This window comes from Bradyrhizobium lablabi (assembly GCF_018131005.1).
GTDB classification, from domain to species: domain Bacteria; phylum Pseudomonadota; class Alphaproteobacteria; order Rhizobiales; family Xanthobacteraceae; genus Bradyrhizobium; species Bradyrhizobium lablabi_D.
In genome coordinates, this window is record NZ_JAFCJK010000001.1 from 830,107 (window position 1) to 853,439 (window position 23,333).

The following is a 23,333-nucleotide window of genomic DNA, read 5'->3' on the forward strand; positions in this document are numbered from 1 at the left end:
ATAATTACCGCGACTTCCAGAAATCGACGACGCGCTGCGCGGTCGACGGCATCAGGCGGGCGAAGTTCAATCGCGCGCCTTCTATATCGGCCGGCGCCACCACGCGGTTGGCGCCGAGCCGCATCAGGATCAGCGCGCGCACGGTCACCCATTCGAGGCCGATGGTCTTGCCGGCGATCAGGATCGGATCGTAGCGGTCCCCGGTGATCAGGCGGTCGAGGGTTGCGACCTTCACACCGCTCATGGCGGCAAGCGCCGCGACGGATTCTTCGTATTTGAAGGCTTTTGCGAAGTCGAGCAGCGCGGCCTCGTTCAGCTCGCCTGCGCGATGCAGCGCCAGAATCGTGCGCTGCGCCGGCGCAAAATCGCGGCGGCCCCCGACATGCTCGGTCATGCCCTCGATTTCGCTCATCGCCTGCTTGATCTCGGCCTGCCGTTCCGGCTTGACGACGTCGAGCATGCGGCGGCGGATGACGTCGATTGATCCTGCCAGCAGATTCTTCAGATGTGCGGGGGGCAGATCGTCGCGCTGGCCTATCTTCAACGTGAGCACGCCGTCCTGTCCGGCGCGCCGGACCAGCAAAGAGAAGGATTCGTCGGAGAAGGTCGCGCCGGCGTTGCCGGCAGCGCAGCGGATCACATCGCGATCGCCGCGGCGAACGATGACGTCGGTCAGCGTGGTCGAAAGTTTCGGCCGTTCGGCCATCGCGAGCAGGTGGCCCTGGCTCTTGGCGCTGGCGATCTCGACCAGCACCTGCTCGTCGATGACGGGCGACCGGCGGAGCAGCGGGCCCGCAATTGCGACCTCATCCTCATGGGCGAGTTGCCCTACCAGAAGCCGCGGCGCATTGGCGAGCAACGAAAGGCGCTCGGCCAGATCGACCCGCGCGGCCCGCTCGGCATGTGGAACCAGTGAAGTCAGGATGCCATCGAACAGATCGACGTGATCGGGGCCGAAATTCGCGGCGCCCTGAAGAAATAACTCGCCGACGCGGCGCGCGGCCTCAGCGCGTCGCCTCGGGTCGCCGCGTTGGACGATGTCGTCAAGTTCCGGAATCAGCGCGGGGGCTGTCGTCATACGCCTGTCCAAACCGGCTGCTCCTGCCGGTTTGCGCGGCAATCTAGGTCCCGTTCATGAACGAAGGGTTAGATTTGGCCGGCTGCCAGGACAGCCGCAAAATCATCCATCGGGCGACCATGGGCCTTGCCGGCCGGTAGCAAAAGCGCTATATCGGCAGCAGCTTATGGTATCTCATACGATCGCGTATTGAGAGTGGGCCCTCCGGGACCCGCTCTTTTTTATTACCTGAAGGGACCCAGTCGGGCCGTGTCCAGTTTGGGTAGCGTTACCGGTCCCTTAAGACCGGCCCGTCCAACACCAATCGACAGATCTGAAATCGCTGTAACACCGGATATGACCGATCCAACCGCCTCGTCCATGGACGCCGAACTGCTCGCCGAACCGCGGCTTGTCGTCGAGCCGGGGCTCGCGGCACGCGTATCGGCGGTGGCGACCCCCGTCCTCCAAGGCATGGGTTATCGGTTGGTGCGGATCAAGGTTTCCGGCGAAGCCGGCTGCACAGTACAGATCATGGCCGAGCGGCCCGACGGCACAATGCAACTCGAGGATTGCGAGGCGATCTCTCGCGCGCTGTCGCCGGTGCTCGACGTTGCCGACCCGATCGAGCGCGCCTATCGGCTCGAGATCTCTTCACCGGGAATTGACCGGCCGCTGGTGCGCCGCTCCGACTTCGAGCGCTACGCCGGTCATCTCGTCAAGATAGAGATGGCGGTGGCGCATCAGGGCCGCAAGCGGTTCCGCGGCATACTCGCCGGCGTCGCCGGCAACGCGGTGCGCGTCCAGCGCGACGACGCGCGGGCGGGCGAAGATGCCGACGTTCTCCTGGTGATGGAGGACATATCGGAGGCGCGGCTGGTGTTGACCGACGAGCTGATCGCGGAATCGATGCGCCGCGGCAAGGCCGCTGAGCGCGAGTTGCGCCGCGAGCTTGGCCTCGAGCCGCCGCAGCCGGCGCACGCCAGGAAAAGCGATCCTCACCAGAGCCACAAGCCGAAACCGAAGCCCGGCAAGAAGCCGGCCCCGACCAACACCAAGCAACACCGCCTGGCCGTCGAACGCGCGCGGCGGGGCGAAATCGATCCTACCGAAGGAGAGTAGACCATGGCAGTCAGCGCCAACAAACTCGAACTGCTGCAGATCGCAGACGCAGTTGCGCGCGAAAAGTCGATCGACCGTTCGATCGTGATCGCTGCGATGGAAGACGCAATCGCGAAAGCGGCGCGCGCGCGCTACGGCAGCGAGACCGACGTCCATGCCGAGATTGACGCCAAGAAGGGCGAGCTTCGCCTGTCGCGCCACATGCTGGTGGTCGACGTCGTCGAGAATTCGTCGAACCAGATTTCGCTGGCCGACGCGCAGCGCGCCAATCCGGGCGCCCAGGTCGGCGACACCATCGCCGACACGCTGCCGCCACTGGAATATGGCCGCATCGCCGCGCAGTCCGCCAAGCAGGTGATCGTGCAGAAGGTGCGCGAGGCCGAGCGCGACCGGCAATACCAGGAATTCAAGGACCGCATCGGCGACATCGTCAACGGCATCGTCAAGCGCGTCGAATATGGCAGCGTGATCGTCGATCTCGGCCGCGGCGAGGCGATCGTGCGCCGCGACGAGATGCTGCCGCGCGAGGTGTTCCGCAACGGCGACCGCGTCCGCGCCTATATCTTCGACGTGCGCCGTGAGACCCGCGGCCCGCAAATCTTCTTGTCCCGCACCCATCCGCAGTTCATGGCGAAGCTGTTCGCGCAGGAAGTGCCGGAAATCTATGACGGCATCGTCGAGATCAAAGCGGTCGCCCGCGACCCCGGTTCGCGCGCCAAGATTGGCGTCATCTCTCGCGATTCGTCGGTTGACCCGGTTGGCGCCTGCGTCGGCATGCGCGGCTCGCGCGTGCAGGCCGTGGTCAACGAGCTACAGGGTGAGAAGATCGACATCATTCCGTGGTCGCCTGACATCGCAACCTTCGTCGTCAACGCGCTGGCCCCTGCCGAAGTCGCCAAGGTCGTGATCGACGAGGACCGCGAACGGATCGAGGTCGTGGTTCCCGACACCAACAACCAGCTTTCGCTCGCGATCGGCCGCCGTGGCCAGAATGTACGCCTCGCCTCGCAACTCACCGGCTGGGACATCGATATCCTGACCGAACAGGAGGAGTCCGAGCGCCGCCAGGCCGATTTCGAGAATTCGACCCGCGTGTTCATGGAAGCGCTCAATGTCGACGAGGTGGTCGGCCAATTGCTCGCCTCCGAAGGTTTCACCTCGGTCGAGGAACTTGCGCTGGTCGACGTCAAGGAGCTCGCCGGCATCGAGGGATTTGACGAGGAGACGGCGAACGAACTGCAGACCCGCGCCCGGGAGTATCTGGAGCGGCTCGAGGCAGAGCTGGAAACCAAGCGCAAGGAACTCGGCGTCGCCGACGACATGAAGACGGTTCCCGGCATCACCTCGAAGATGCTGGTGAAACTCGGCGAGAACGACGTGAAGACCGTCGAGGATCTCGCCGGCTGCGCCACCGACGATCTGGTCGGCTGGACCGAGCGCAAGGACGGCGGCGAGCCGATCAAGCACGCCGGCTTCCTCGATGGGATCGAGGTTTCACGTGACGATGCCGAGGCGATGATCATGCAGGCCCGCCTGAAGGCCGGCTGGATCACCGAGGCCGACCTCGCCAAGCCGGCTGCCGAGGCCGACGCGGCTGAAGAACCGGCGGAATAGCGCGTTCCGTGAAGGTGGGACGGGTGATGCGACAAGAACTCGCGCCAAATGAGTAGGGAGATGGCCAACGAATGCTCGCGCAGGCTGACCTCGATCTCGACGATGGGCCGCGAACCACCAGGTCCGCGACCACGCGGATGTGCGCGGTCAGCCGCGAGGTGCGTCCCATCGCCGAACTGATCCGATTCGTCGTCGCCCCCACCGGTGAGGTGATCCCGGACGTCAAGCGCAAGCTGCCCGGCCGGGGATTATGGGTTTTGGCATCGCGAAGAAGCGTTGCGGAAGCCGTCCGCCGTCACCAATTTAGCAAGGGATTCAAGCGCGATGTCCGTGTCGCGCCGACCCTTCCCAGCGATACCGAGGCATTGCTGGTGCGCAGCGCGGTCGAGGCGCTGGCGATGGCCGCCAAGGGCGGCCAGGTCGTCTCGGGCTTCGGCAAGGTAGAGGACGCCCTCAACCGGGGCGAAACCGCGGCCCTGGTCCACGCCGCCGACGGCGCCGCCGACGGAATCCGCAAATTAGACGCGATCGTGCGGCAAAGGGGCGAAAAACATGGTGAATCGCCGGTAATCGCGGTCGTCAATGTTTTGACGTCGGCAGAATTGGATTTGGCACTTGGGCGGTCAAATGTGGTACATGCTGCGCTGCTCGCGGGCCCAGCGAGCAAGACGTTCTTGTCGCGCTGCCAGATGCTGGTCCGATACCGGATGGCCGACGACGACAAGACCGCCGAAGCGGCCAGAAATTCCAGAGCATGACCCGGGAAGGCGGCTACCGCTTTTTCCGACGGGATCACGCTCAACAAAAGACGACCTGTTGAAAGATTTGTGCGGGAAAACGCACAGCGAAACGAGATTAGGACTGCTGAATGGTTGATACCAAGACCCCTGGCGACAAGACTTTGAGTGTCCCGACCAAGACCTTGACGATCAAGCCTCGCGTCGAGACGGGCACCGTGCGCCAGAGCTTCAGCCACGGCCGGACCAAGCAGGTCGTGGTCGAGAAGCGTGGCAAACGCCGCATCGGCGGCGACGGGCCGGCCGAGACGCACGCGCCGGAACCCGTAACCGCCAAACCGGCGGCGCCGGCGGCCAAGCCGCCGCTCGGCCGGCCGGGCACGCCCGCAAGCCAACGCAATGCCGGATCGGGGGTCGTGCTGCGCACGCTGACCGAGGACGAGCGGTCGGCGCGCGCCAGCGCTTTGGCGGATGCCAGGCAGCGCGATATCGAGGAGCGCCGTCAGGCCGAAGAGGAGGCCAGGCGCCGCGCCAGTCGCGAGGTCGCCGAGAAGGCCGAGCGCGAGGCCGCCGAAGCCCGCCGCAAGGCAGAGGAAGAGCGCCATCGCCAGGAAGAGGAAGCCAAGCGAAAGGCCGAGACCGAGGCCAAGCGCCGCTTTGGCGAAGCCGAGGCCAAACCCGTCGCGGCGGCGCCGACTGCCGCCGTCAAGCCGGCAGCCACGTCTGCGCCGGCCCGCACTTCGACATCCGCACCTGCTCGAACGCCGGCCTCCGCACCGCGCACGCCGGCGGTCGCCGCCGAGGCTGACGACGATGAGGGTCCGCGTCTCGTGCGCCGGCCGGGAGGCGCCGTGCGTCCCGCCGCCGCGCCGAAGACCACCCACAAGCCCGGTCCGCAGAAGCAGCGTGGCCGCCTCACGGTCGTCACCGCGCTCGACGCCGACGACGTGCGCGAACGCTCAATCGCTTCGTTCCGCCGGCGCACCCAGCGTCTGAAGGGCCACGCCTCGAACGAGCCAAAGGAAAAGCTGGTTCGTGAGGTCACGATCCCGGAGGCGATCACGATTCAGGAACTCGCGAATCGCATGTCGGAGCGCGCGGTCGACGTCATCCGCATGCTGATGAAGCAGGGCGCGATGCACAAGATCACCGACGTGATCGACGCCGACACCGCGCAACTGATTGCCGAGGAGCTCGGCCACTCAGTCAAGCGCGTCGCCGCGGCCGACGTGGAAGAAGGCCTGTTCGACGTTGTCGATGATTCCACCGATACCGAGCCGCGTTCGCCCGTGGTGACGGTCATGGGCCATGTCGACCACGGCAAGACCTCACTGCTCGACGCACTGCGCCACGCCAATGTGGTGTCGGGCGAAGCCGGGGGCATCACCCAGCATATCGGCGCCTACCAGGTGCTCTCGCCAGAGAGCGGCACCAAGATCACCTTCATCGACACGCCCGGCCACGCCGCCTTCACCGCGATGCGCGCGCGCGGCGCCAAGGTCACCGATATCGTCGTGCTGGTGGTTGCTGCCGACGACGGCGTAATGCCGCAGACGGTGGAAGCGATCAACCACGCCAAGGCGGCCAAGGTGCCAATGATCGTGGCGATCAACAAGATCGACAAGCCCGATGCGAGGCCGGAGCGCGTGCGCACCGAATTGCTGCAGCATGAGGTGCAGGTCGAATCGCTCGGCGGCGACGTCGTCGACGTCGAGGTGTCCGCCAAGGACAAGACCAATCTCGACAAGCTCCTGGAAATGATTGCGCTGCAGGCCGAAATCCTGGAGTTGAAGACCAATTCGCAGCGTCCGGCGGAAGGCACCGTAATCGAAGCCAAGCTCGATCGCGGCCGCGGCCCGGTCGCGACCGTGCTGGTCCAGCGCGGTACGCTGCGCGTCGGCGACATCATCGTGGCCGGCGCCGAGATGGGCCGCGTCCGCGCGCTGATCTCGGACCAGGGCGAGAATCTCGACGAGGCCGGCCCGTCCGTGCCGGTCGAAGTACTCGGCTTCAACGGCCCGCCGGAGGCCGGCGACCGTCTCGCGGTGGTCGAGAACGAGGCCCGCGCCCGCCAGGTCACGAGCTACCGCGCGCACCAGAAGCGCGAGAACGCCGCCGCCTCGATCTCCGGCATGCGCGGCTCGCTCGAGCAGATGATGTCGCAGCTCAAGACCGCGGGCCGCAAGGAATTCCCGCTGATCGTGAAGGCCGACGTGCAGGGCTCGCTGGAAGCGATCCTGGGCTCGCTCGAGAAGCTCGGCACCGACGAAGTCGCAGCCCGCATCCTGCATGCCGGCGTCGGCGGCATCTCGGAATCCGACGTAACGCTGGCGGAAGGCTTCAATGCCGCGATCATCGGGTTCTCGGTCCGCGCCAACAAGGAAGCGGCCGCCGCGGCCAAGCGCAACGGCATCGAGATCCGCTACTACAACATCATCTACGATCTCGTGGATGACATCAAAAAAGCGATGTCCGGCCTGCTTGCGCCCACGCTGCGCGAGACCATGCTGGGCAACGCGCAGATCCTGGAAGTGTTCAACATTTCCAAGGTCGGCAAGGTCGCGGGCTGCCGCGTCACCGACGGAACCGTGGAGCGTGGCGCCAATGTCCGCCTGATCCGCGACAACGTCGTGGTGCACGAAGGCAAGCTGTCCACGCTGAAGCGCTTCAAGGATGAAGTGAAGGAAGTGGTCGCCGGCCAGGAGTGCGGCATGGCGTTCGAGAACTACGGCGACATGCGTGTCGGCGATGTGATCGAGTGCTACCGCATCGAAACGATCCAGCGCTCGCTGTAAGTCCAAGCCTTACGACGCGCCGGGATTCACTTGACTGCAATTGCAGCGGCGTGGCCGGACCTGCGCCGCCTGCTCGTGCATTGCTTGATTTGAAAGCTAGGAACATCGACACCCGTGGCCGGCCGCGGGTGTGACGGTTTTGGAAAGGTTCATGCCCCGTCAGCACAAGAAGAGCTCCACCCCCGGCGGCTCGCAACGTCAATTGCGAGTCGGCGAAACCGTTCGCCACGCGCTCGCCGATATTCTGTCGCACGGTGACGTCCACGATCCGGATCTGGAAGGCCACATTATCACCGTTCCCGAGGTGCGTATGTCGCCAGACCTGAAGCTCGCCACGATCTACGTGATGCCGCTCGGTGGACGCGACACCGACGTCGTGATCGCAGCACTCGAGCGCAACAAGAAATTCCTGCGCGGCGAGATCGCGCATCGCGTTAACCTGAAATTTGCACCTGACATTCGCTTCCGCGTCGATGAGCGATTCGACGAAGCGGAACGTATCGAGAAATTACTGCGAACACCTGCGGTGCAAAGAGACCTCGCACCCGAATCGGACGACGAGTGATGATTGTGACGACCACAAACAGCGTGATCGACGCGCAGAATGCCGACGCGCGCGACGCTGACGCGAATCTTTTTTCCGAGCAGCGCGATGACGCGTCGCGACGTGTCGATAACGATCCGCGCCACAGGCAGGGAAAGCGGGCTCAACCACGCCGCGACAAGCGCGACGTGCACGGCTGGGTCGTCCTCGACAAGCCGATCGGCATGACCTCGACGCACGCGGTCGCGGTGCTCAAGCGGCTGTTCCAGGCCAAGCGCGCAGGCCATGCCGGCACGCTTGATCCGCTCGCCTCCGGCGGCCTGCCGATCGCGCTCGGCGAGGCCACCAAGACGGTCCCCTTCGTGATGGACGGCCGCAAGCGCTACCGCTTCACCGTGGCGTGGGGTGCGGAACGCGACACCGACGACACCGAGGGACGGGTGGTCAAGACCAGCAAAGCCCGGCCCACGGCCAATTCGATCCGGGAGTTGTTGCCTCGCTTCACCGGCAAGATCGAGCAGATCCCGCCGCAATATTCGGCGATCAAGGTACAGGGCGAACGCGCCTACGACCTCGCGCGCGACGGCGAAACCGTGCAATTGCAGCCCCGAGTGGTCGAGATCCACGAATTGACCCTTGTGGAGCATGGGGATAGCGATCAATCAGTGTTCGAGGCCGAGTGCGGCAAGGGAACCTATGTCCGCGCCCTGGCGCGCGACATCGGCCGGATTTTGGGCTGTTTCGGCCATATCTGCGGGCTGCGGCGGACCATTGTCGGCCCGTTTACCGAGCGGGACATGATTTCGCTGGAACAATTGGAGGCTTTATGTAATAGAGCCGCGTCTGGCGAGGGCAGCCTCGCCGACGCGCTTTTGCCCGTTGAGACCGCGCTGGACGACATCCCGGCACTGGCCGTCACACGGGCTGATGCGGCAAGGCTCCACAGGGGCCAGGCCGTTTTGTTGCGCGGACGGGATGCGCCCACTGGCAGCGGCACAGTCTATGTCACGGTGGCAGGTCGACTTCTCGCGCTTGCCGAAATTGGCAATGGCGAACTCATCCCCAAGCGCGTGTTCAACCTGAGTGGACTGACTGCCGGTCCGGCTCGCAACAATGGAAGCAACTGACGATGTCGATTACCGCGCAACGCAAAGCGGAAGTCATCCAGACGAATGCCACCAAAGCCGGCGACACCGGCTCGCCTGAGGTTCAGGTCGCGATCCTGTCGGAACGCATCAACAATCTCACCGAGCACTTCAAGACCCACGTGAAGGACAACCATTCACGCCGCGGCCTCCTGAAGCTCGTGTCGACGCGTCGCTCCCTTCTCGATTACATCAAGAAGAAGGACGAAGCGCGTTACAAGGCACTGCTCGAAAAGCACAACATCCGTCGTTGATTTTGAGAAACACGCGCGCGGGGTTCGCGCGCGTTTTCGTGTGATCTTCCGAGACCCGGACTTTCGAATTGTCGAAAGACGATCATGCGCAACAGCATGGCATGCAAGCCATCCGCACTAGCGTCCAGCAGCAATCCGGCAGTTGGACGGGGCAAGATGCCCAGATGACCGAAAGGATGGACGCCATCCGAAATTCAAGGACCATGGCAGGATCGCCGGATGCTGATCGCCGGATGGCGGCAGCGTCCGGCCGTCTTGCGCATGGTCTTTGCGTTTTGCGGCGCCGTGCTTTCGCGAAACCATGAAAGAGACCGATATGTTCAATACTCATTCCGTCGAGATCGACTGGGGTGGACGTCCCCTCAAGCTTGAAACCGGCAAGATCGCCCGCCAGGCCGACGGCGCCGTGATGGCCACCTATGGCGAGACGGTGGTGCTTGCCACCGTTGTTGCGGCGAGGGCGCCGCGCGAGGGCGTCGACTTCCTGCCGCTCACGGTCGATTACCAGGAGAAGGCCTACGCCGCGGGCCGCATCCCCGGAGGCTATTTCAAGCGCGAAGGACGCCCGACCGAAAAGGAGACGCTGGTCTCCCGCCTGATCGACCGCCCGATCCGCCCGCTGTTCGTCGACGGCTGGCGCAACGAGACCCAGGTGATCATCACCACCCTGTCGCACGACATGGAGAACGATCCGGACGTTCTGGCGATGGTCGCGGCCTCCGCCGCGCTGACGCTGTCCGGCGTGCCGTTCAAGGGCCCGATCGGCGCCGCGCGCGTCGGCTTCGCCAACGACGAATACGTGCTCAACCCGACGCTCGACGAGATGGCCGAGACCCAGCTGGACCTGGTCGTCGCCGGCACCGCCGACGCCGTGCTGATGGTGGAATCGGAAGCAAAGGAGCTGAATGAGGACGTGATGCTCGGCGCGGTCATGTTCGGCCACCGCCACTTCCAGCCGGTCATCAACGCGATCATCGAACTCGCCGAGAAGGCCGCCAAGGAGCCGCTCGAAGTCACCCCGATCGACAATTCGGAGATCGAGAAGGAAATGCTCGCGCTTGCCGAGCAGGACCTGCGCAAGGCTTACGCGATCCCGGTGAAGCAGGAGCGTTACGCCGCCGTTGGCGCCGTCAAGGAGAAGGTGATGGCGCACTTCTTCCCGGAAGGGCAGGAGCCGAAATACGACAAGCTGCGCGTTGCCGATGTGTTCAAGGAGCTCGAAGCCAAGATCGTCCGCTGGAACATCCTCGACACCGGCAGGCGCATCGACGGCCGCGATGTCAAGACCGTGCGCAACATCATTGCCGAGGCCGGCGTGCTGCCGCGCGCCCACGGCTCGGCACTGTTCACCCGCGGCGAGACCCAGGCGATGGTCGTGACCACGCTCGGCACCGGCGAGGACGAGCAGTATGTCGATGCGCTGTCGGGAACCTACAAGGAGACGTTCCTGCTGCACTACAACTTCCCGCCCTACTCGGTCGGTGAAACCGGGCGGCTCGGCGGCACCAAGCGCCGCGAGATCGGCCACGGCAAGCTAGCCTGGCGCGCGATCCACCCGGTGCTGCCGCCGCACCACGAATTCCCCTACACGGTGCGCGTGGTTTCCGAGATCACCGAATCGAACGGCTCGTCGTCGATGGCGTCGGTCTGTGGCGCCTCGCTGTCGTTGATGGATGCCGGCGTGCCGTTGAAGCGGCCGACCGCGGGCATCGCGATGGGCCTGATCCTCGAAGGCCAGCGCTTCGCCGTGCTGTCGGATATCCTCGGCGACGAGGATCATCTCGGCGACATGGACTTCAAGGTCGCCGGCACCGACCAGGGCATCACCTCGCTGCAGATGGACATCAAGATCGAGGGCATCACCGAGGAGATCATGCGCGTCGCGCTTGGCCAGGCCAAGGAAGGCCGCATCCACATCCTCGGCGAGATGGCCAAGGCCTTGACTGCCGCCCGCGCCGAGCTTGGCGAATACGCGCCGCGTATCGAAACCTTCAAGATTGCGACCGACAAGATCCGCGAAGTGATCGGCACCGGCGGCAAGGTGATCCGCGAGATCGTCGAGAAGACTGGCGCCAAGGTCAATATCGAGGATGACGGCACCGTGAAGGTCGCCTCCAACGACGGCGAGGCGATGAAGGCCGCGATCAAGTGGATCAAGTCGATCGCCTCCGATCCGGAAGTCGGCCAGATCTATGAGGGCACCGTCGTCAAGGTTATGGAGTTCGGCGCCTTCGTGAACTTCTTCGGCGCCAAGGACGGCCTCGTCCATATCAGCCAGCTCGCCGCCAACCGCGTGCAGAAGACCTCCGACGTCGTCAAGGAAGGCGACAAGGTCAAGGTCAAGCTGCTCGGCTTCGATGACCGCGGCAAGACCCGCCTGTCGATGAAGGCGGTCGATCAGCAGACCGGCGAAGACCTCGAAGCCAAGCAGAAGGCCGAGGCGCCCGCCCCGCGCGAGGCTGCCGGCGAATAAGGCGAGGGATATCCGATTGTTACGAAAGGGGCGGCCTGCATGGCGGCCCCTTTCTTTTTTCGGTCGTTGCAATGCAAATCAATCTCAGCTGATTGCCTTGCGCGGTTTGGCCCCGATATTGTGACCGGCAGTGTCTGGAACCCCGTCGTATCCCGTACCTAACGTGATGACGTTTCCCAGCATGGAGAACCACGATGTCATTCCTGTCCCGGCGCCACCTCATTATGGCCGCAAGCGGCATCGCCACCGCAGCCGTGTCGTCGCGCCTTGCATTCGCTCAAGCCACTGCGCCGGCTCCTGCCGGACCATTCAAGATTGATCCGCTGCCCTATCCGACGAGCGCGCTGGAGCCGCATATCGACGCCAAGACGATGGAGATCCATCACGACAAGCACCACCAGGCCTACGTCACCAACCTCAACACCTTCGCCAAGGACCACCTGCAAATCGCCGAGAAGCCGCTTGTCGAGGTGCTCGGCAATCTCGGCAATGTGCCGGAATCGATCCGCACCGGCGTGCGCAACAATATGGGCGGCCATGTCAACCACACGATGTTCTGGCAGATCATGGGGCCGAATGGCGGCAAGCCCGAGGGCGACGTGCTCGCGGCAATCGACCGCGACCTCGGCGGAATGGAAAAGCTGCAGGCCGAATTCAATGCTGCGGGCGGGCGCGTGTTCGGCTCGGGCTGGGTCTTCGTCACCGTGACCAAGGACGGCAAGCTTGCGATCGAGACGCGCCCGAACCAGGACAGCCCGATCATGGACGGCAAGCGCGCGCTGCTCGGCAATGATGTCTGGGAGCATGCCTATTACCTCACCTACCAGAACCGCCGCCCCGACTACCTGAAGGCCTGGTGGAATACGGTGAACTGGAAGGCGATTTCCGAGCGCTACGCCGCGGCGAAAGCCGGCACGCTGGGTGTATGATTGCCCCAGACAGGCTCGCTCGTCGCATAATGATGCGCTGCACTTGAAAGAGCACAGCCCCACGAGTTGATCGTGGGGCTTCTTCGTGCCTCGCCCTCCGGATCGTTCGGAGCCGACGTCAGGGAATCGACAATGATGCAGCCGACCATCCGCCCTGCCCGCCCGGACGAACATGACGAGATCGCCCGCGTCTGGATGGAAAGCCGGGTCACGACCGGACTCTCGCAGCCGAGCGATGGGCTGCTGAGCGATTTGCGCGCGCGTATGTCGCGCGAGATCGAGAAGGGCTGGAGTCTGTTCGTCGCCGACGATCGCGGCACGATCGCCGGCATGCTGGCGTTGCATCTGCCGACGGTCCTTCTCGATCAACTCATGATCGCACCGGCCTATCAGGGCCGGAGTCTTGGCCGGCGGCTGCTTGCCTTCGCGCGTCGGCAACTGCCCGATGAGATCTGGCTGCGCTGCGCGCGCGACAATGAAAAGGCCTGGCGCTGGTATGAGCGCGAAGGTTTTGCGTTCGAGGACGAAAAATTGAATCCGGTGACCGGGTTGATGATGAAATACTACCGCTGGAAGCGGACAGACAGTGCATAACGGGTGCAGGTGGCCTCGATTCGCCTCTGTCGCCGGCCGTCAATCAGCCGCACCAAAAATAGTTGACCAAGATGTCGGCCTGATCCGGGCTCGTTCGTCCCAGGCGTAGTGCGTTGCAAATCCAACGCGGAAGCGCAATGACAGGGGCGGCGGTTCGTCCCACGACGATGAAAGGTCCAGCACCATGATCAGGCTTTATTGGTCGCCGCGCTCGCGTTCGTTCACCGCAATCTGGCTGATGGAGGAAACGGGGCTCCCTTATGAGCGCGTGCTGACTGATATCGCGACGGGCGCGCAGAAGGCGCCGGACTACCTGAAGGTCAACCCGATGGGCAAGGTGCCGGGGCTGAGCGATGGCGAGGCTCAGCTCGGCGAGGCCGCGGCAATCTGCGCCTACATCGCCGACCGCTATCCAGAGACAAAGCTTGCACCGGCCGCCAACGATCCCAAGCGCGCACGGTATTTGCAGTGGTTGTTCTTCTCGCCGAGTTGCATCGAGCCGGCGTTGATCCAGATCTTCACCAAGCTCGAGGTGCCCACGACCACGGCGGCGTGGGGCAGCGCGGCGCAGGTGTTCGACGTGCTCGATGCCGAGTTGCAAAAAGGGCCGTGGATCCTCGGCGACCAGTTCTCCGCCGCCGACATAACGATCGGGTCAGGGCTGAACTATGCGGCGCGGGTGTTCAAGATGGTGCCGCAGCGGCCGTCGTTCGACGCCTATATCGATCGCTGCGTGGCGCGACCGGCATTCCAGCGCGCGGAGAAGATCGCGGCGGGTTGATTATATCGCCCGGACGGGCTTGCTACGGCAGTTTAACAGGCGCCTTAACCCGGGACGACGCGAGGATCCACGTCCTGCGCGTAGTCGACGCCTTCAATACCAAACCCGAACAGGCGAAGGAACTGGCTCTTGTATTCTGCAAGGTCTGCCAGTTCGCCGAGCGTTTCCGTGGAGAGCAGAGGCCAACGGCGCGACACCTCCGCCTGAACTTCGGGCGACAGCTCCCAATCGTCGACTCGAAGCCGCTGCGCCTCATCGACTGCGGCGTCCCGACCGAGGCGGGTTCGGAACAGTCGATCGATCTGTTCGATGCAGCCTTCATGGAGCCCGAGCTGCTTCATCACCTTGAACAGCACCGTGCCATAGAGCGGCACGACCGGAATGGCCGAGCTTGCCTGGGTGACCACGGCCTTCAGCGCCACGACGCGGGCCGCATCCTGGCCGAGCCGACCCCGGATCTCTTCCGCCTTGCGGTCGAGATCGACCTTGGCGCGACCCAGGGTGCCCTTCCAGTAGATCGGCCAAGTCAGTTCGCTGCCGATATAGGTGTAGTTGAGCGTGCGGAAACCCGGCGCCAGGACGCCGGCGTCCGCGAGCTGGTCGACCCAGCGCTTCCAGTCATCGCCGCCCATCACAGCGACCGTGGCAGCCGCTTCATCCTCACTCGCCGGCGCAATGGTGGTTTCGTAGACCTCACCGGTTTCAGTGTTGAGAGTCTTGATCTCGACGGGGGCGCCGAGCGGCTTGATCGCGGAGCGAAAGGTCTTGCCCGTGACCGGATCGGTCCGGACCGGTGCGGCCATGCTGTAGACCAGCATGTCCAGCTGTCCGAACTTTTCGCGGACACGGTCGATGAAGGTTTTCTTCAGCTCGTCGGAAAAGGCGTCGCCCTCAATCGTGAGGGGAGATCGTCCGATCTTCTGCGCCTCGATCTCGAACGCGCGGTTGTTGTACCAGCCGGCGCTGCCGGATCTGGTTGCCGAAGGCTCGCGCTCCAGCGACACGCCGATGGTCTCGGCGCCGCCGGCGAAGGTCGCGACAATGCGGCTCGCAAGGCCATAGCCGGTCGAACACCCGAGCACGGCGACGCGCTTGGGGCACTCCGGAATGGGGCCATGGCGGAGTACATAAGCGATCTGCTCGCGGACGTTGGTGGCACAGCCGGCGGGATGTGCCGTCGTGCAGATGAAGCCTCGCACGCGCGGTTCGATAATCATGCCCACTCCGTTTCGGATCCTCGAGCATGATTCGGAGCAGTGTGTCGCGGTTCTCCGAAAAGATCATGCTCAAACAAAGAGATGAGATCACGCATCCAGCCGCTGGAACACCAGTGTGGCATTGGTGCCGCCGAAGCCGAATGAATTCGACAGCACCGTATTGAGCTTGGCGTTGTCGATGCGCTTGCGCACGATCGGCATGTCGGCGAACACCGGATCGAGCTCGATGATGTGCGCGCTTTCGCAGATAAAGCCGTTGTTGAGCATCAACAGCGAATAGATCGCCTCCTGCACGCCGGTGGCGCCGAGCGAATGGCCGGTCAGCGCCTTGGTCGCGGAGATCGGCGGGCACTTGTCGCCGACGCCGAATACCTTGCGGATCGCTTCGATCTCCGGCGGATCTCCGGCCGGCGTCGACGTCGCGTGCGGATTGATGTAGTCGATCGGCCCCTTGACCGTTTCCAGCGCCATACGCATGCAGCGCTCGGCGCCTTCGCCGGACGGCGCCACCATGTCGTAGCCGTCGGACGTCGCGCCATAGCCGACCACCTCGGCATAGATGCGCGCGCCGCGCGCTCTGGCGTGCTCGAGCTCTTCCAGCACCAGCACGCCCGCGCCGCCGGCGATCACGAATCCGTCTCGATTGAGGTCGTAGGGCCGCGAGGCGGTTGCCGGGGTGTCGTTGTACTTCGAGGACATCGCGCCCATGGCGTCGAACAGCACAGACAGCGTCCAGTCGAGTTCCTCGCAACCGCCGGCGAAGATGACGTCCTGCTTGCCGATCTGGATAGTCTCGTAGGCGTTGCCGATACAATGGTTCGAGGTCGCGCAAGCCGACGAGATCGAGTAGTTCACGCCCTTGATCTTGAACCAGGTCGCAAGCGTCGCCGATGCGGTTGACGACATGCCCTTCGGCACTGCAAACGGCCCGACCCGCTTCGGGCCCTTGGTGCGGGCGATGTCGGCTGCTTCCACCAGCGTCCGTGTCGATGGCCCGCCCGATCCCATGATGATGCCGGTACGGATGTTCGAGACCTGATCGGGTTCGAGCCCGGAGTCGCGGATCGCCTGCTCCATCGCGACGTGATTCCAGGCCGCACCCTCAGCGAGGAAGCGCATGGCGCGGCGATCGATCACTTCGGCCGGGTTCAGCGTGGGCGCGCCCTGCACCTGCGAGCGAAAGCCAAGCTCCGCATGCTTCTCCGCGCGCGTGATGCCGGACCTCGCCTCGTAAAGGCTCGCAAGCACTTCCTGGGTGTTGTTACCGATGGATGAGACAATGCCCATCCCCGTGATGACAACCCGCTTCATGTTCGCCTCGCCCTGCCGTTTTGCTTTGCTGCCATGTTATTGCTCAAGAAGGCGCCGTGCCCTGCTTGAACAAGCCAACCTTGAGATCCTTGGCCCGATAGATAATCTCGTCGTCCATGGAAAGCCAGCCGTCGGCAATTCCGAGCACGAGCTTTGAGCGCATCACGCGTTTGATATCGATGTTGTACACAACCTTGCGCGCATGCGGCAGCACCTGGCCTGAGAACTTCAACTCGCCTAGGCCGAGCGCGCGGCCACGGCCTTCGCCGCCAATCCATCCGAGATAAAAGCCGACCATCTGCCACATGGCGTCGAGGCCGAGGCAACCCGGCATGACCGGATCGTTCTTGAAATGGCAGCCGAAGAACCAGAGGTCCGACTCGACGTCGAGTTCGGCGCGGACCAACCCCTTGCCGAACTCTCCGCCACTTTCCGAAATCTGGCTGATGCGATCGAACATGAGCATCGGCGGCAACGGCAACTGGGCGTTGCCGGGGCCAAAAAGCTCACCCCGGCCACAAGCCAGCAAATCCTCGAACTCATAACCGCTGCGCCGATCCAGCATCCTCTTATCCACCTCTCAAAATGTCCCGACGAAGCGCTCTTGCCGAACGGACCGCTTCCCGCGGAACCTCGAAAACGTCCCGCATGATGGCGCTACCTGGGTACGCTACAGGCAACCGTCTCTGCCGAAAGCGCATATGTGGTCCGCGCGCTCTCTAACATAGGCTCAATGAGGCGGCAAAGCGGCATTGAGAGGATAAATCGCCGCGTCTCCATGGGGTTCCCGGTTCACCTTGGATCCGTTCTAGTTGCGAAAAACTTGCATCTATCCTCGGGTCTTTTATATTGTTCGGGAATATGGCCCGCGTTTCGTGCATAGAGTGGATATGAGCGAGGAATCACCGGTTTTGAACGATGACGACGTGCACCCGGCCGCACGTGGCGCTGCGCACCATCCGGCTTTGACGGGTTGCCCCTGGCATGACGTCAACGAGATGCTGCAGGCCGCGGGCCTTCGGCCGACCCGTCAGCGCATGGCGCTGGGGTGGCTGTTGTTCGGCAAGGGCGCCCGCCATCTGACCGCCGAAATGCTTTACGAGGAAGCTACGCTGGCCAAGGTTCCGGTGTCGCTGGCGACCGTCTACAACACCCTGAACCAGCTCACGGATGCCGGCTTGCTCCGTCAGGTCAGCGTCGATGGCACCAAGACCTATTTCGACACCAACGTCTCGGCGCATCACCATTTCTATCTTGAGCACAATCACGAGCTGGTCGACATCCCCGATCCGAACCTCGTGCTGTCGAAGATGCCCGACGTGCCGGAAGGCTACGAGATCGCCCGCGTCGACATGGTCGTTCGCCTGCGCAAGAAGCGCTGACCTATCGTGTTGCGAAAATGACCGTCATGGCCGGGTTCGTCTCGGCCATTGTTGTTTTCGACTTCGCGGCCGCAAAAACTCAATCGACCTTCTCGTCGGCGTAGACACCCCACAGGCGCTGCTGCTCGATCCAGCCGTCGAAGCCGTTGCCCGCGATACGACACCAACCGTTGGCGCACTTCTTGACCTGGGCGACCACCCCGACCTGCAAGCGCGCAGCGACCCCGCTGGCGGGATCCGGACGGTCGTAGAGCGAGGCGAGATCCTCCTTGCTCTTCATTGTGACGACGGCGGTGCGACGGCCCGACAGCAGGGAGTGATAGACCCAGCCTTCGGCCCCTTCGGAATCGCGCACCCGGCGCCAGTTCTCGAATTCAGCGGTGATTTCGACCGGCAGGCCGGAGCGCGTGTAGACCCAGGCGACGTCATTGTCCTTGGTGGGGCCGGCGCGGACATTCACATGGTCGGATTTCAGGCTGACATAGCGCGGGATCGGTAGCCCGCTGGTGGTCGGGCTCGAGTCCTTGGCGGAATGTCCTGTCGTGACCGAGGCACCCAGAATGCAGCCGACCAACGCGGCCAATGAAGAGAAACGCCCCAACGCCACCATCACCTCGTCTCCTGTCGAGATCGTCAACTCGCGTTCGACAAGTTGCAACCCACCCACGCCTGAACCCAGCCCCTGTCCCGCCTGTTCGCTCCCCGGTCCATGATTTCCGAGGGGTTCTTGTCTTGGGCCGGCCTTCTGCTAGAGAGGACGGAACGTCTGAGAACCAAAACGCCCGAGTTTTCCCTTGCCGATCCAAGGTAAGCATCGGGGAACCCTAGGAAACGCAGAGGAATCGCCGGGACGGCGCGGCTGTCAGCAGTGTCGATCAACCGGGTTAATGAGGTCTGAACGGCCTGAATTTTGGGGCTCGCCTCACACCTCATGAGAGCAAAACATGTCGGTAAAGAAAAAGCCTCTTGTCGTCGTCACCCGCAAGCTGCCGGACTCGATCGAGACCCGGATGCGCGAATTGTTCGATGCCCGGCTCAATCTCGACGACACGCCCATGACCGCGGAGCAGATTGCCGAAGCCGTGCGCAGCGCCGACGTGCTGGTGCCGACGGTGACGGACATGATCCGCGAGGACACCATCAACCAGCCAGACTGCAAGCTTCGGATGATCGCCAATTTCGGCAACGGCGTCGACAACATCGACGTAGCGGCAGCGCATGCGCGCGGCATCACCGTGACGAACACGCCGAAAGTGCTGACCGAGGACACCGCCGACATGACCATGGCGCTGATCCTCGCGGTGCCGCGCCGGCTGATCGAAGGCGCCTCCATCCTCACCGACGGCAAGAATTGGGCGGGCTGGTCGCCGACCTGGATGCTCGGACACCGCATTGGCGGCAAGCGCCTCGGCATCATCGGCATGGGCCGCATCGGTCAGGCGGTGGCGCGCCGCGCCCGCGCCTTCGGCTTGCAGATCCATTATCACAACCGCCGCCCCGTGGCGCCGAAGATCGCCGACGAGCTTGGGGCGACCTATTGGGAGAGCCTCGACCAGATGCTGGCCCGGATGGACATCATCTCGGTGAACTGCCCGCACACGCCGGCCACCTTCCATCTGCTCTCGGCGCGGCGGCTGAAATTGATCCGGAAAGAAGCTTATGTCGTCAACACCGCGCGCGGCGAGGTGATTGACGAGGACACGCTGATCAAGCTGATCGAAGCCGGCGAGATCGGCGGCGCGGCGCTCGACGTCTATGAACACGAACCCGCGGTCAATCCGAAACTGGTGCGCCTGGCAAGGGCCGGGAAGGTGACGCTCTTGCCGCATATGGGCTCGGCTACCATCGAAGGCCGCGTCGAAATGGGCGAGAAGGTGATCATCAATATCAGAACCTTCCTCGACAACCACAAGCCGCCGGATCGCGTGCTGCCGAGCATGCTGTAACGCGCACTCCATGTGAGCTGACGCGGCAACAGCCGTCGTAGGATCAGGGTTGCCCGCTCAAGTCGGTAATGGTGGGCACATCACCGTTGAGCGGGTTCTGTGGATCGCGCACGTAGCGCAAGGTCTCGAAGCGCATCGCGCGCGCATCCACCATCAGCAGGCGGCCGACCAGGCCCTCGCCGAATCCGACGATCTCGCGGATCGCCTCCAGCGCCATCATCGATCCCAGAATGCCCGCGAGCGCCCCCATCACGCCGGCCTCGGCGCAGGCCGGCACCGTGCCCGGCGGCGGCGGCTCGGGAAACAGGCAGCGATAGGTCGGGTTGAATTCGCCCTGCGGGTTCGTCTCATGCGCGCGGATCGTGGTCAGCGAGCCGTCGAACTGTCCGAGCGCCGCCGTGATCAGCGGTTTGGCGGCAAGAAAGCAGGCGTCGGAGACGAGGTAGCGGGTCTCGAAATTGTCGGAGCCGTCGAGCACCAGATCGTAACCCGCAATCAGCGCCATCACGTTCTTTGCATCGAGCCGCACCGCGTGCGCCTCGAACTTCACATGCGGATTGAGCGCGTGGATCTGCTCGGCAGCGCTGTCGACCTTGCGCTTTCCGACGTCCGGCGTCGCATGGATGATCTGACGCTGCAGGTTGGACAGCGACACGGTGTCGTCATCGACCACCCCGAGCTTGCCGACACCGGCCGCCGCCAGATACATCAGCGCCGGCGCGCCGAGGCCGCCCGCGCCGATCACCAAAACGGACGAATCCTTCAGCACGTTCTGGCCGGGGCCGCCCACCTCGCGCAGCACGATGTGGCGGGCGTAGCGTTCGAGTTCGTCGGCGCTCAGCATCGTTTGTTAGTTCCCATTCTCGACCTCATGGTGAGGAGCGCGGATCGCGTATCTCGAACCATGAGGTCTTGACCTGACCCCAGCCCATCCTTCGAGACTCGGCTGACACCGCTCCTCAGAACCAGGGTTTGAAGTGTACCCTGAACCGGGGCAAGCTTGTTGCCGACCAAGCAGATGTGCTCAATTGCGTGGACGTCAATGGCTCCTGTCATTCCCTCCGGATTTGTTATCAGATCGGTGCTTTCGGCAACATTGATGGCCATGGGCATGGGCGCGGCCCAAGCCCAGATGAAGCCGCCATCGACGACCGGCGCCAAGCCGAAGACGGTAACGACCGTGCCTGTCCGCCCCGCTCTGCAGAAGCCGGAGGACACCGCGAACGCGATGGCGCAGGCCGAGCGGCTCGCGCTGCAATCGGACCTCGCCTGGGTCGGCGAATATAACGGCGCGATCACCGGCGACGTCAGTGAGCGCATGGTCAACGCGATCAAGGAATTCCAGAAGAGTCGCGGCGGCAAGCCGACCGGCGTGCTCAACCTCCAGGAGCGTGGCGCACTCGCCGATACCGCGCGCAAGCGGCAGGAGAATGTCGGCTGGCGGATCGTTGCCGAGCCCGCGACCGGGGCGCGCCTCGGCATTCCCACGAAACTGGTGCCGCAACTCACCAGCGATGCCAGTGGCGCCAAATGGACGTCGCCGACCGGCACGATCCAGGTCGTGCTGACACGGCGCAAGGAATCCAACCCGACCGCCGCAAAGCTCGCCGAGCGGGAAAAGAAGGAGCCGGCCGGCCGCACCGTCGACTACGCCGTGGTGAAGCCGGATTTCTTCGTGCTGTCGGGCCTGCAGGGACTGAAGAAGTTCTACCTGCGCGGCACCTTCAGGGGTGACGAGGTCCGCGTCATGACCATCCTCTACGACCAGGCGACTGAAAACACCGTCGAGCCGGTGGTGATCGCGATGTCGAGTGCGTTCAATGCGTTTCCATCAGCAGCGCAGGCCGGTCCCCCACCGCGCAAGACTGTCGAATATGGCACCGGCGTCGTGGTCAGCGAGGACGGCGCGATCGTCACCGATCGCGTGACGACCGACGAATGCATCGCGCTGACGATCCCCGGCCATGGCAGCGCCGACCGCGTCGCCGAGGACAAGGAGCATGACCTCGCGCTGTTGCGCATCTATGGAGCGCGCGGGCTGAAGCCACTCGATATCGCCGGCAATGCAACGCAGACCGCGCTCGACATCTCCGGCATCGCCGATCCGCAGAACCAAGGCGGCGGATCGGCCGCGACCAGCATGAAGGCTTCGGTAGCGCAACTCGGCCGCGGCGACGCGGCGCTGTCCCCGCCGCCGGCGATCGGCTTCTCCGGCGGGGCAGCGCTCGACGGCGACGGCAAGTTTGCGGGCATCGCGCTGCTCAGGCCTGTACTCGTCGCTGGACCTGCGAACGCGACGCCGCCCGCTCAGGCGGCACTGGTCTCGGCCGACATCGTGCGCGATTTCCTGAAGGCCAATGGCGTCAGTACCTCGGGCGGATCGACAGAAGCCAAGTCTGCCGTCGTCCGGGTGATCTGCGTACGGAAATAAGCTTGATTTTCGCCCTGCCTGCAGCGAGAAGCCGGCGTTGTGGTCATTTCTGGCACTTCGGGCACCAGAACGTCGAGCGGCCGTTCTGAGTGAAACGCCTGACGATGCCACTGCAGCCTGCGGTCCGACATTTTTCGCCTTCGCGATCGTAGACCTGGAATGAGTGCTGGAAGTAGCCGAGCTCACCGTTGGTCAGCCGATGATCGCTGATCGAGGAGCCGCCGGCCTTGATCGCCTGGTTGAGCACCGAGTGGATCGCGTCGACCAGCCGCCGGGAATGATCAGTGGGCTCCCCCTTCTTCGTCGCGAGCGTGGCGGCCAACCGCCGCGGCGACAGGCGCGAGCGAAACAGCGCTTCGCATACATAGATGTTGCCAAGCCCCGCCACCACGCGCTGGTCGAGCAATGCCGCCTTCACGCTGGTCTTCTTGTTGTGGCAAGAGCGGGCCAGCATCGCCGCATCGAATTCATTGCCGAGCGGCTCGGGACCGAGGCCTTTGAGCAGCGGCTCGTCCTCGATCCCGTTGCGGGCGATGATCTTCATGTAACCGAAACGGCGCGGATCGTTGAATATGATCGCCGCGCCAGACGACATGTGAAACACCACGTGATCGTGCGCGCGATCCTCGCCGCGCGGATGATGGAATTGGCCGGGCGTGGCAGCGCCCTCGTCCCTGAGCACGCGGAACGAACCGGACATGCCGAGATGCATCAGCAGCACGTCGCCCGAGGTCAGGTCCGCCATCAGATATTTGGCGCGCCGGCCGAGCCCAGTGACCGTTTGGCCCTCGAGGCGGGCGACGAAGTCTTGCTGGAAGGGAAACCGCAAATCCTTGCGGCGGGCCTCGGCCTTGATGATCTTGGACCCCTCCATGGCCGGCTGCAGGCCACGGCGAACGGTCTCGACTTCGGGTAATTCCGGCATAGCAGGCATTCACCTTTTGGAAGTGACGTGATAGCGCCATTGCGGCCGCCGCGCTATGGTCCGGCCAGGAGTATGA

21 protein-coding genes are annotated in these 23,333 nt (G+C 63.9%); 14 read left to right on the forward strand and 7 right to left on the reverse strand.

Annotated elements, in window-relative coordinates; translation table 11 throughout:
• Positions 1 to 4: 4 nt before the first annotated feature.
• Positions 5 to 1,078 carry a DUF2336 domain-containing protein gene (locus JQ553_RS03850; protein WP_212498534.1) on the reverse strand — a complete coding sequence of 358 codons (1,074 nt, stop codon included), beginning with the start codon at positions 1,076 to 1,078 and terminating at the stop codon, positions 5 to 7.
• A gap of 336 nt (positions 1,079 to 1,414) precedes the next feature.
• Here JQ553_RS03850 and rimP point away from each other — a divergent pair, with 336 nt between their 5' ends.
• The 11 genes from rimP to JQ553_RS03905 all read left to right on the forward strand — a co-directional run bounded on the left by rimP (position 1,415) and on the right by JQ553_RS03905 (position 14,045).
• Complete coding sequence (rimP, locus tag JQ553_RS03855; protein ID WP_212498535.1) at positions 1,415 to 2,179, forward strand: ribosome maturation factor RimP; 765 nt, start codon at positions 1,415 to 1,417, stop codon at positions 2,177 to 2,179.
• A gap of 3 nt (positions 2,180 to 2,182) precedes the next feature.
• Positions 2,183 to 3,793, forward strand: a complete 1,611-nt coding sequence (nusA, locus tag JQ553_RS03860) for a transcription termination factor NusA (RefSeq protein ID WP_212498536.1) — start codon at positions 2,183 to 2,185, stop codon at positions 3,791 to 3,793.
• 71 nt (positions 3,794 to 3,864) lie between these two features.
• Positions 3,865 to 4,551: an RNA-binding protein gene (locus tag JQ553_RS03865; protein WP_212498537.1), complete on the forward strand. Its 687-nt coding sequence runs from the start codon at positions 3,865 to 3,867 to the stop codon at positions 4,549 to 4,551.
• 110 nt (positions 4,552 to 4,661) lie between these two features.
• Positions 4,662 to 7,325 carry a translation initiation factor IF-2 gene (gene infB / locus JQ553_RS03870; RefSeq protein WP_212498538.1) on the forward strand — a complete coding sequence of 888 codons (2,664 nt, stop codon included), beginning with the start codon at positions 4,662 to 4,664 and terminating at the stop codon, positions 7,323 to 7,325.
• Between the two features lie 151 nt (positions 7,326 to 7,476).
• Complete coding sequence (rbfA, locus tag JQ553_RS03875; protein WP_212498802.1) at positions 7,477 to 7,890, forward strand: 30S ribosome-binding factor RbfA; 414 nt, start codon at positions 7,477 to 7,479, stop codon at positions 7,888 to 7,890.
• Positions 7,890 to 8,996 carry a tRNA pseudouridine(55) synthase TruB gene (truB, locus tag JQ553_RS03880; RefSeq protein ID WP_212498539.1) on the forward strand — a complete coding sequence of 369 codons (1,107 nt, stop codon included), beginning with the start codon at positions 7,890 to 7,892 and terminating at the stop codon, positions 8,994 to 8,996. The genes rbfA and truB overlap by 1 nt, the downstream gene beginning before the upstream one ends.
• Before the next feature lie 2 nt (positions 8,997 to 8,998).
• Complete coding sequence (gene rpsO / locus JQ553_RS03885) at positions 8,999 to 9,268, forward strand: 30S ribosomal protein S15 (RefSeq protein WP_212498540.1); 270 nt, start codon at positions 8,999 to 9,001, stop codon at positions 9,266 to 9,268.
• A gap of 316 nt (positions 9,269 to 9,584) precedes the next feature.
• The gene (gene pnp / locus JQ553_RS03890; protein ID WP_212498541.1) at positions 9,585 to 11,741 is read left to right on the forward strand and encodes a polyribonucleotide nucleotidyltransferase; all 2,157 of its coding nucleotides are present in this window, start codon (positions 9,585 to 9,587) and stop codon (positions 11,739 to 11,741) included.
• 194 nt (positions 11,742 to 11,935) lie between these two features.
• Positions 11,936 to 12,670 (forward strand): superoxide dismutase, encoded by a 735-nt coding sequence (locus JQ553_RS03895; RefSeq protein WP_212498542.1) that lies wholly within the window; start codon positions 11,936 to 11,938, stop codon positions 12,668 to 12,670.
• A 132-nt stretch (positions 12,671 to 12,802) separates the two neighbouring features.
• Positions 12,803 to 13,264 (forward strand): GNAT family N-acetyltransferase, encoded by a 462-nt coding sequence (locus JQ553_RS03900; protein WP_212498543.1) that lies wholly within the window; start codon positions 12,803 to 12,805, stop codon positions 13,262 to 13,264.
• A 184-nt stretch (positions 13,265 to 13,448) separates the two neighbouring features.
• A complete protein-coding gene (locus JQ553_RS03905; protein WP_212498544.1) occupies positions 13,449 to 14,045 on the forward strand; it encodes a glutathione S-transferase family protein in 597 nt (198 codons plus the stop codon).
• A 44-nt stretch (positions 14,046 to 14,089) separates the two neighbouring features.
• Here JQ553_RS03905 and fabV read toward each other — a convergent pair whose 3' ends face one another.
• The 3 genes from fabV to fabA form a co-directional block, all read right to left on the reverse strand.
• A complete protein-coding gene (gene fabV, locus JQ553_RS03910; protein WP_212498545.1) occupies positions 14,090 to 15,262 on the reverse strand; it encodes an enoyl-ACP reductase FabV in 1,173 nt (390 codons plus the stop codon).
• A gap of 87 nt (positions 15,263 to 15,349) precedes the next feature.
• The gene (gene fabB / locus JQ553_RS03915) at positions 15,350 to 16,573 is read right to left on the reverse strand and encodes a beta-ketoacyl-ACP synthase I (protein ID WP_212498546.1); all 1,224 of its coding nucleotides are present in this window, start codon (positions 16,571 to 16,573) and stop codon (positions 15,350 to 15,352) included.
• A gap of 43 nt (positions 16,574 to 16,616) precedes the next feature.
• The gene (gene fabA, locus JQ553_RS03920; protein WP_212498547.1) at positions 16,617 to 17,138 is read right to left on the reverse strand and encodes a bifunctional 3-hydroxydecanoyl-ACP dehydratase/trans-2-decenoyl-ACP isomerase; all 522 of its coding nucleotides are present in this window, start codon (positions 17,136 to 17,138) and stop codon (positions 16,617 to 16,619) included.
• 325 nt (positions 17,139 to 17,463) lie between these two features.
• Here fabA and irrA point away from each other — a divergent pair, with 325 nt between their 5' ends.
• Positions 17,464 to 17,955: an iron response transcriptional regulator IrrA gene (gene irrA / locus JQ553_RS03925; RefSeq protein WP_283817203.1), complete on the forward strand. Its 492-nt coding sequence runs from the start codon at positions 17,464 to 17,466 to the stop codon at positions 17,953 to 17,955.
• Between the two features lie 79 nt (positions 17,956 to 18,034).
• On the opposite strand, the gene JQ553_RS03930 is transcribed toward irrA, so the two are convergent.
• On the reverse strand, positions 18,035 to 18,562 hold the full coding sequence (locus tag JQ553_RS03930; protein ID WP_212498804.1) for an SH3 domain-containing protein: 528 nt from the start codon (positions 18,560 to 18,562) through the stop codon (positions 18,035 to 18,037).
• Positions 18,563 to 18,899: 337 nt separating this feature from the next.
• Between JQ553_RS03930 and JQ553_RS03935 the strand changes: the two genes are divergently transcribed.
• Complete coding sequence (locus JQ553_RS03935; RefSeq protein WP_212498548.1) at positions 18,900 to 19,901, forward strand: D-glycerate dehydrogenase; 1,002 nt, start codon at positions 18,900 to 18,902, stop codon at positions 19,899 to 19,901.
• Between the two features lie 43 nt (positions 19,902 to 19,944).
• Here JQ553_RS03935 and JQ553_RS03940 read toward each other — a convergent pair whose 3' ends face one another.
• Positions 19,945 to 20,745: a molybdopterin-synthase adenylyltransferase MoeB gene (locus JQ553_RS03940; RefSeq protein WP_212498549.1), complete on the reverse strand. Its 801-nt coding sequence runs from the start codon at positions 20,743 to 20,745 to the stop codon at positions 19,945 to 19,947.
• A gap of 255 nt (positions 20,746 to 21,000) precedes the next feature.
• Between JQ553_RS03940 and JQ553_RS03945 the strand changes: the two genes are divergently transcribed.
• Positions 21,001 to 22,332 carry a serine protease gene (locus tag JQ553_RS03945; RefSeq protein ID WP_249143908.1) on the forward strand — a complete coding sequence of 444 codons (1,332 nt, stop codon included), beginning with the start codon at positions 21,001 to 21,003 and terminating at the stop codon, positions 22,330 to 22,332.
• A gap of 43 nt (positions 22,333 to 22,375) precedes the next feature.
• Here the strand turns inward: JQ553_RS03945 and mutM are convergent, their stop codons facing one another.
• Complete coding sequence (gene mutM / locus JQ553_RS03950; protein WP_212498550.1) at positions 22,376 to 23,257, reverse strand: bifunctional DNA-formamidopyrimidine glycosylase/DNA-(apurinic or apyrimidinic site) lyase; 882 nt, start codon at positions 23,255 to 23,257, stop codon at positions 22,376 to 22,378.
• Between the last annotated feature and the right edge of the window lie 76 nt (positions 23,258 to 23,333).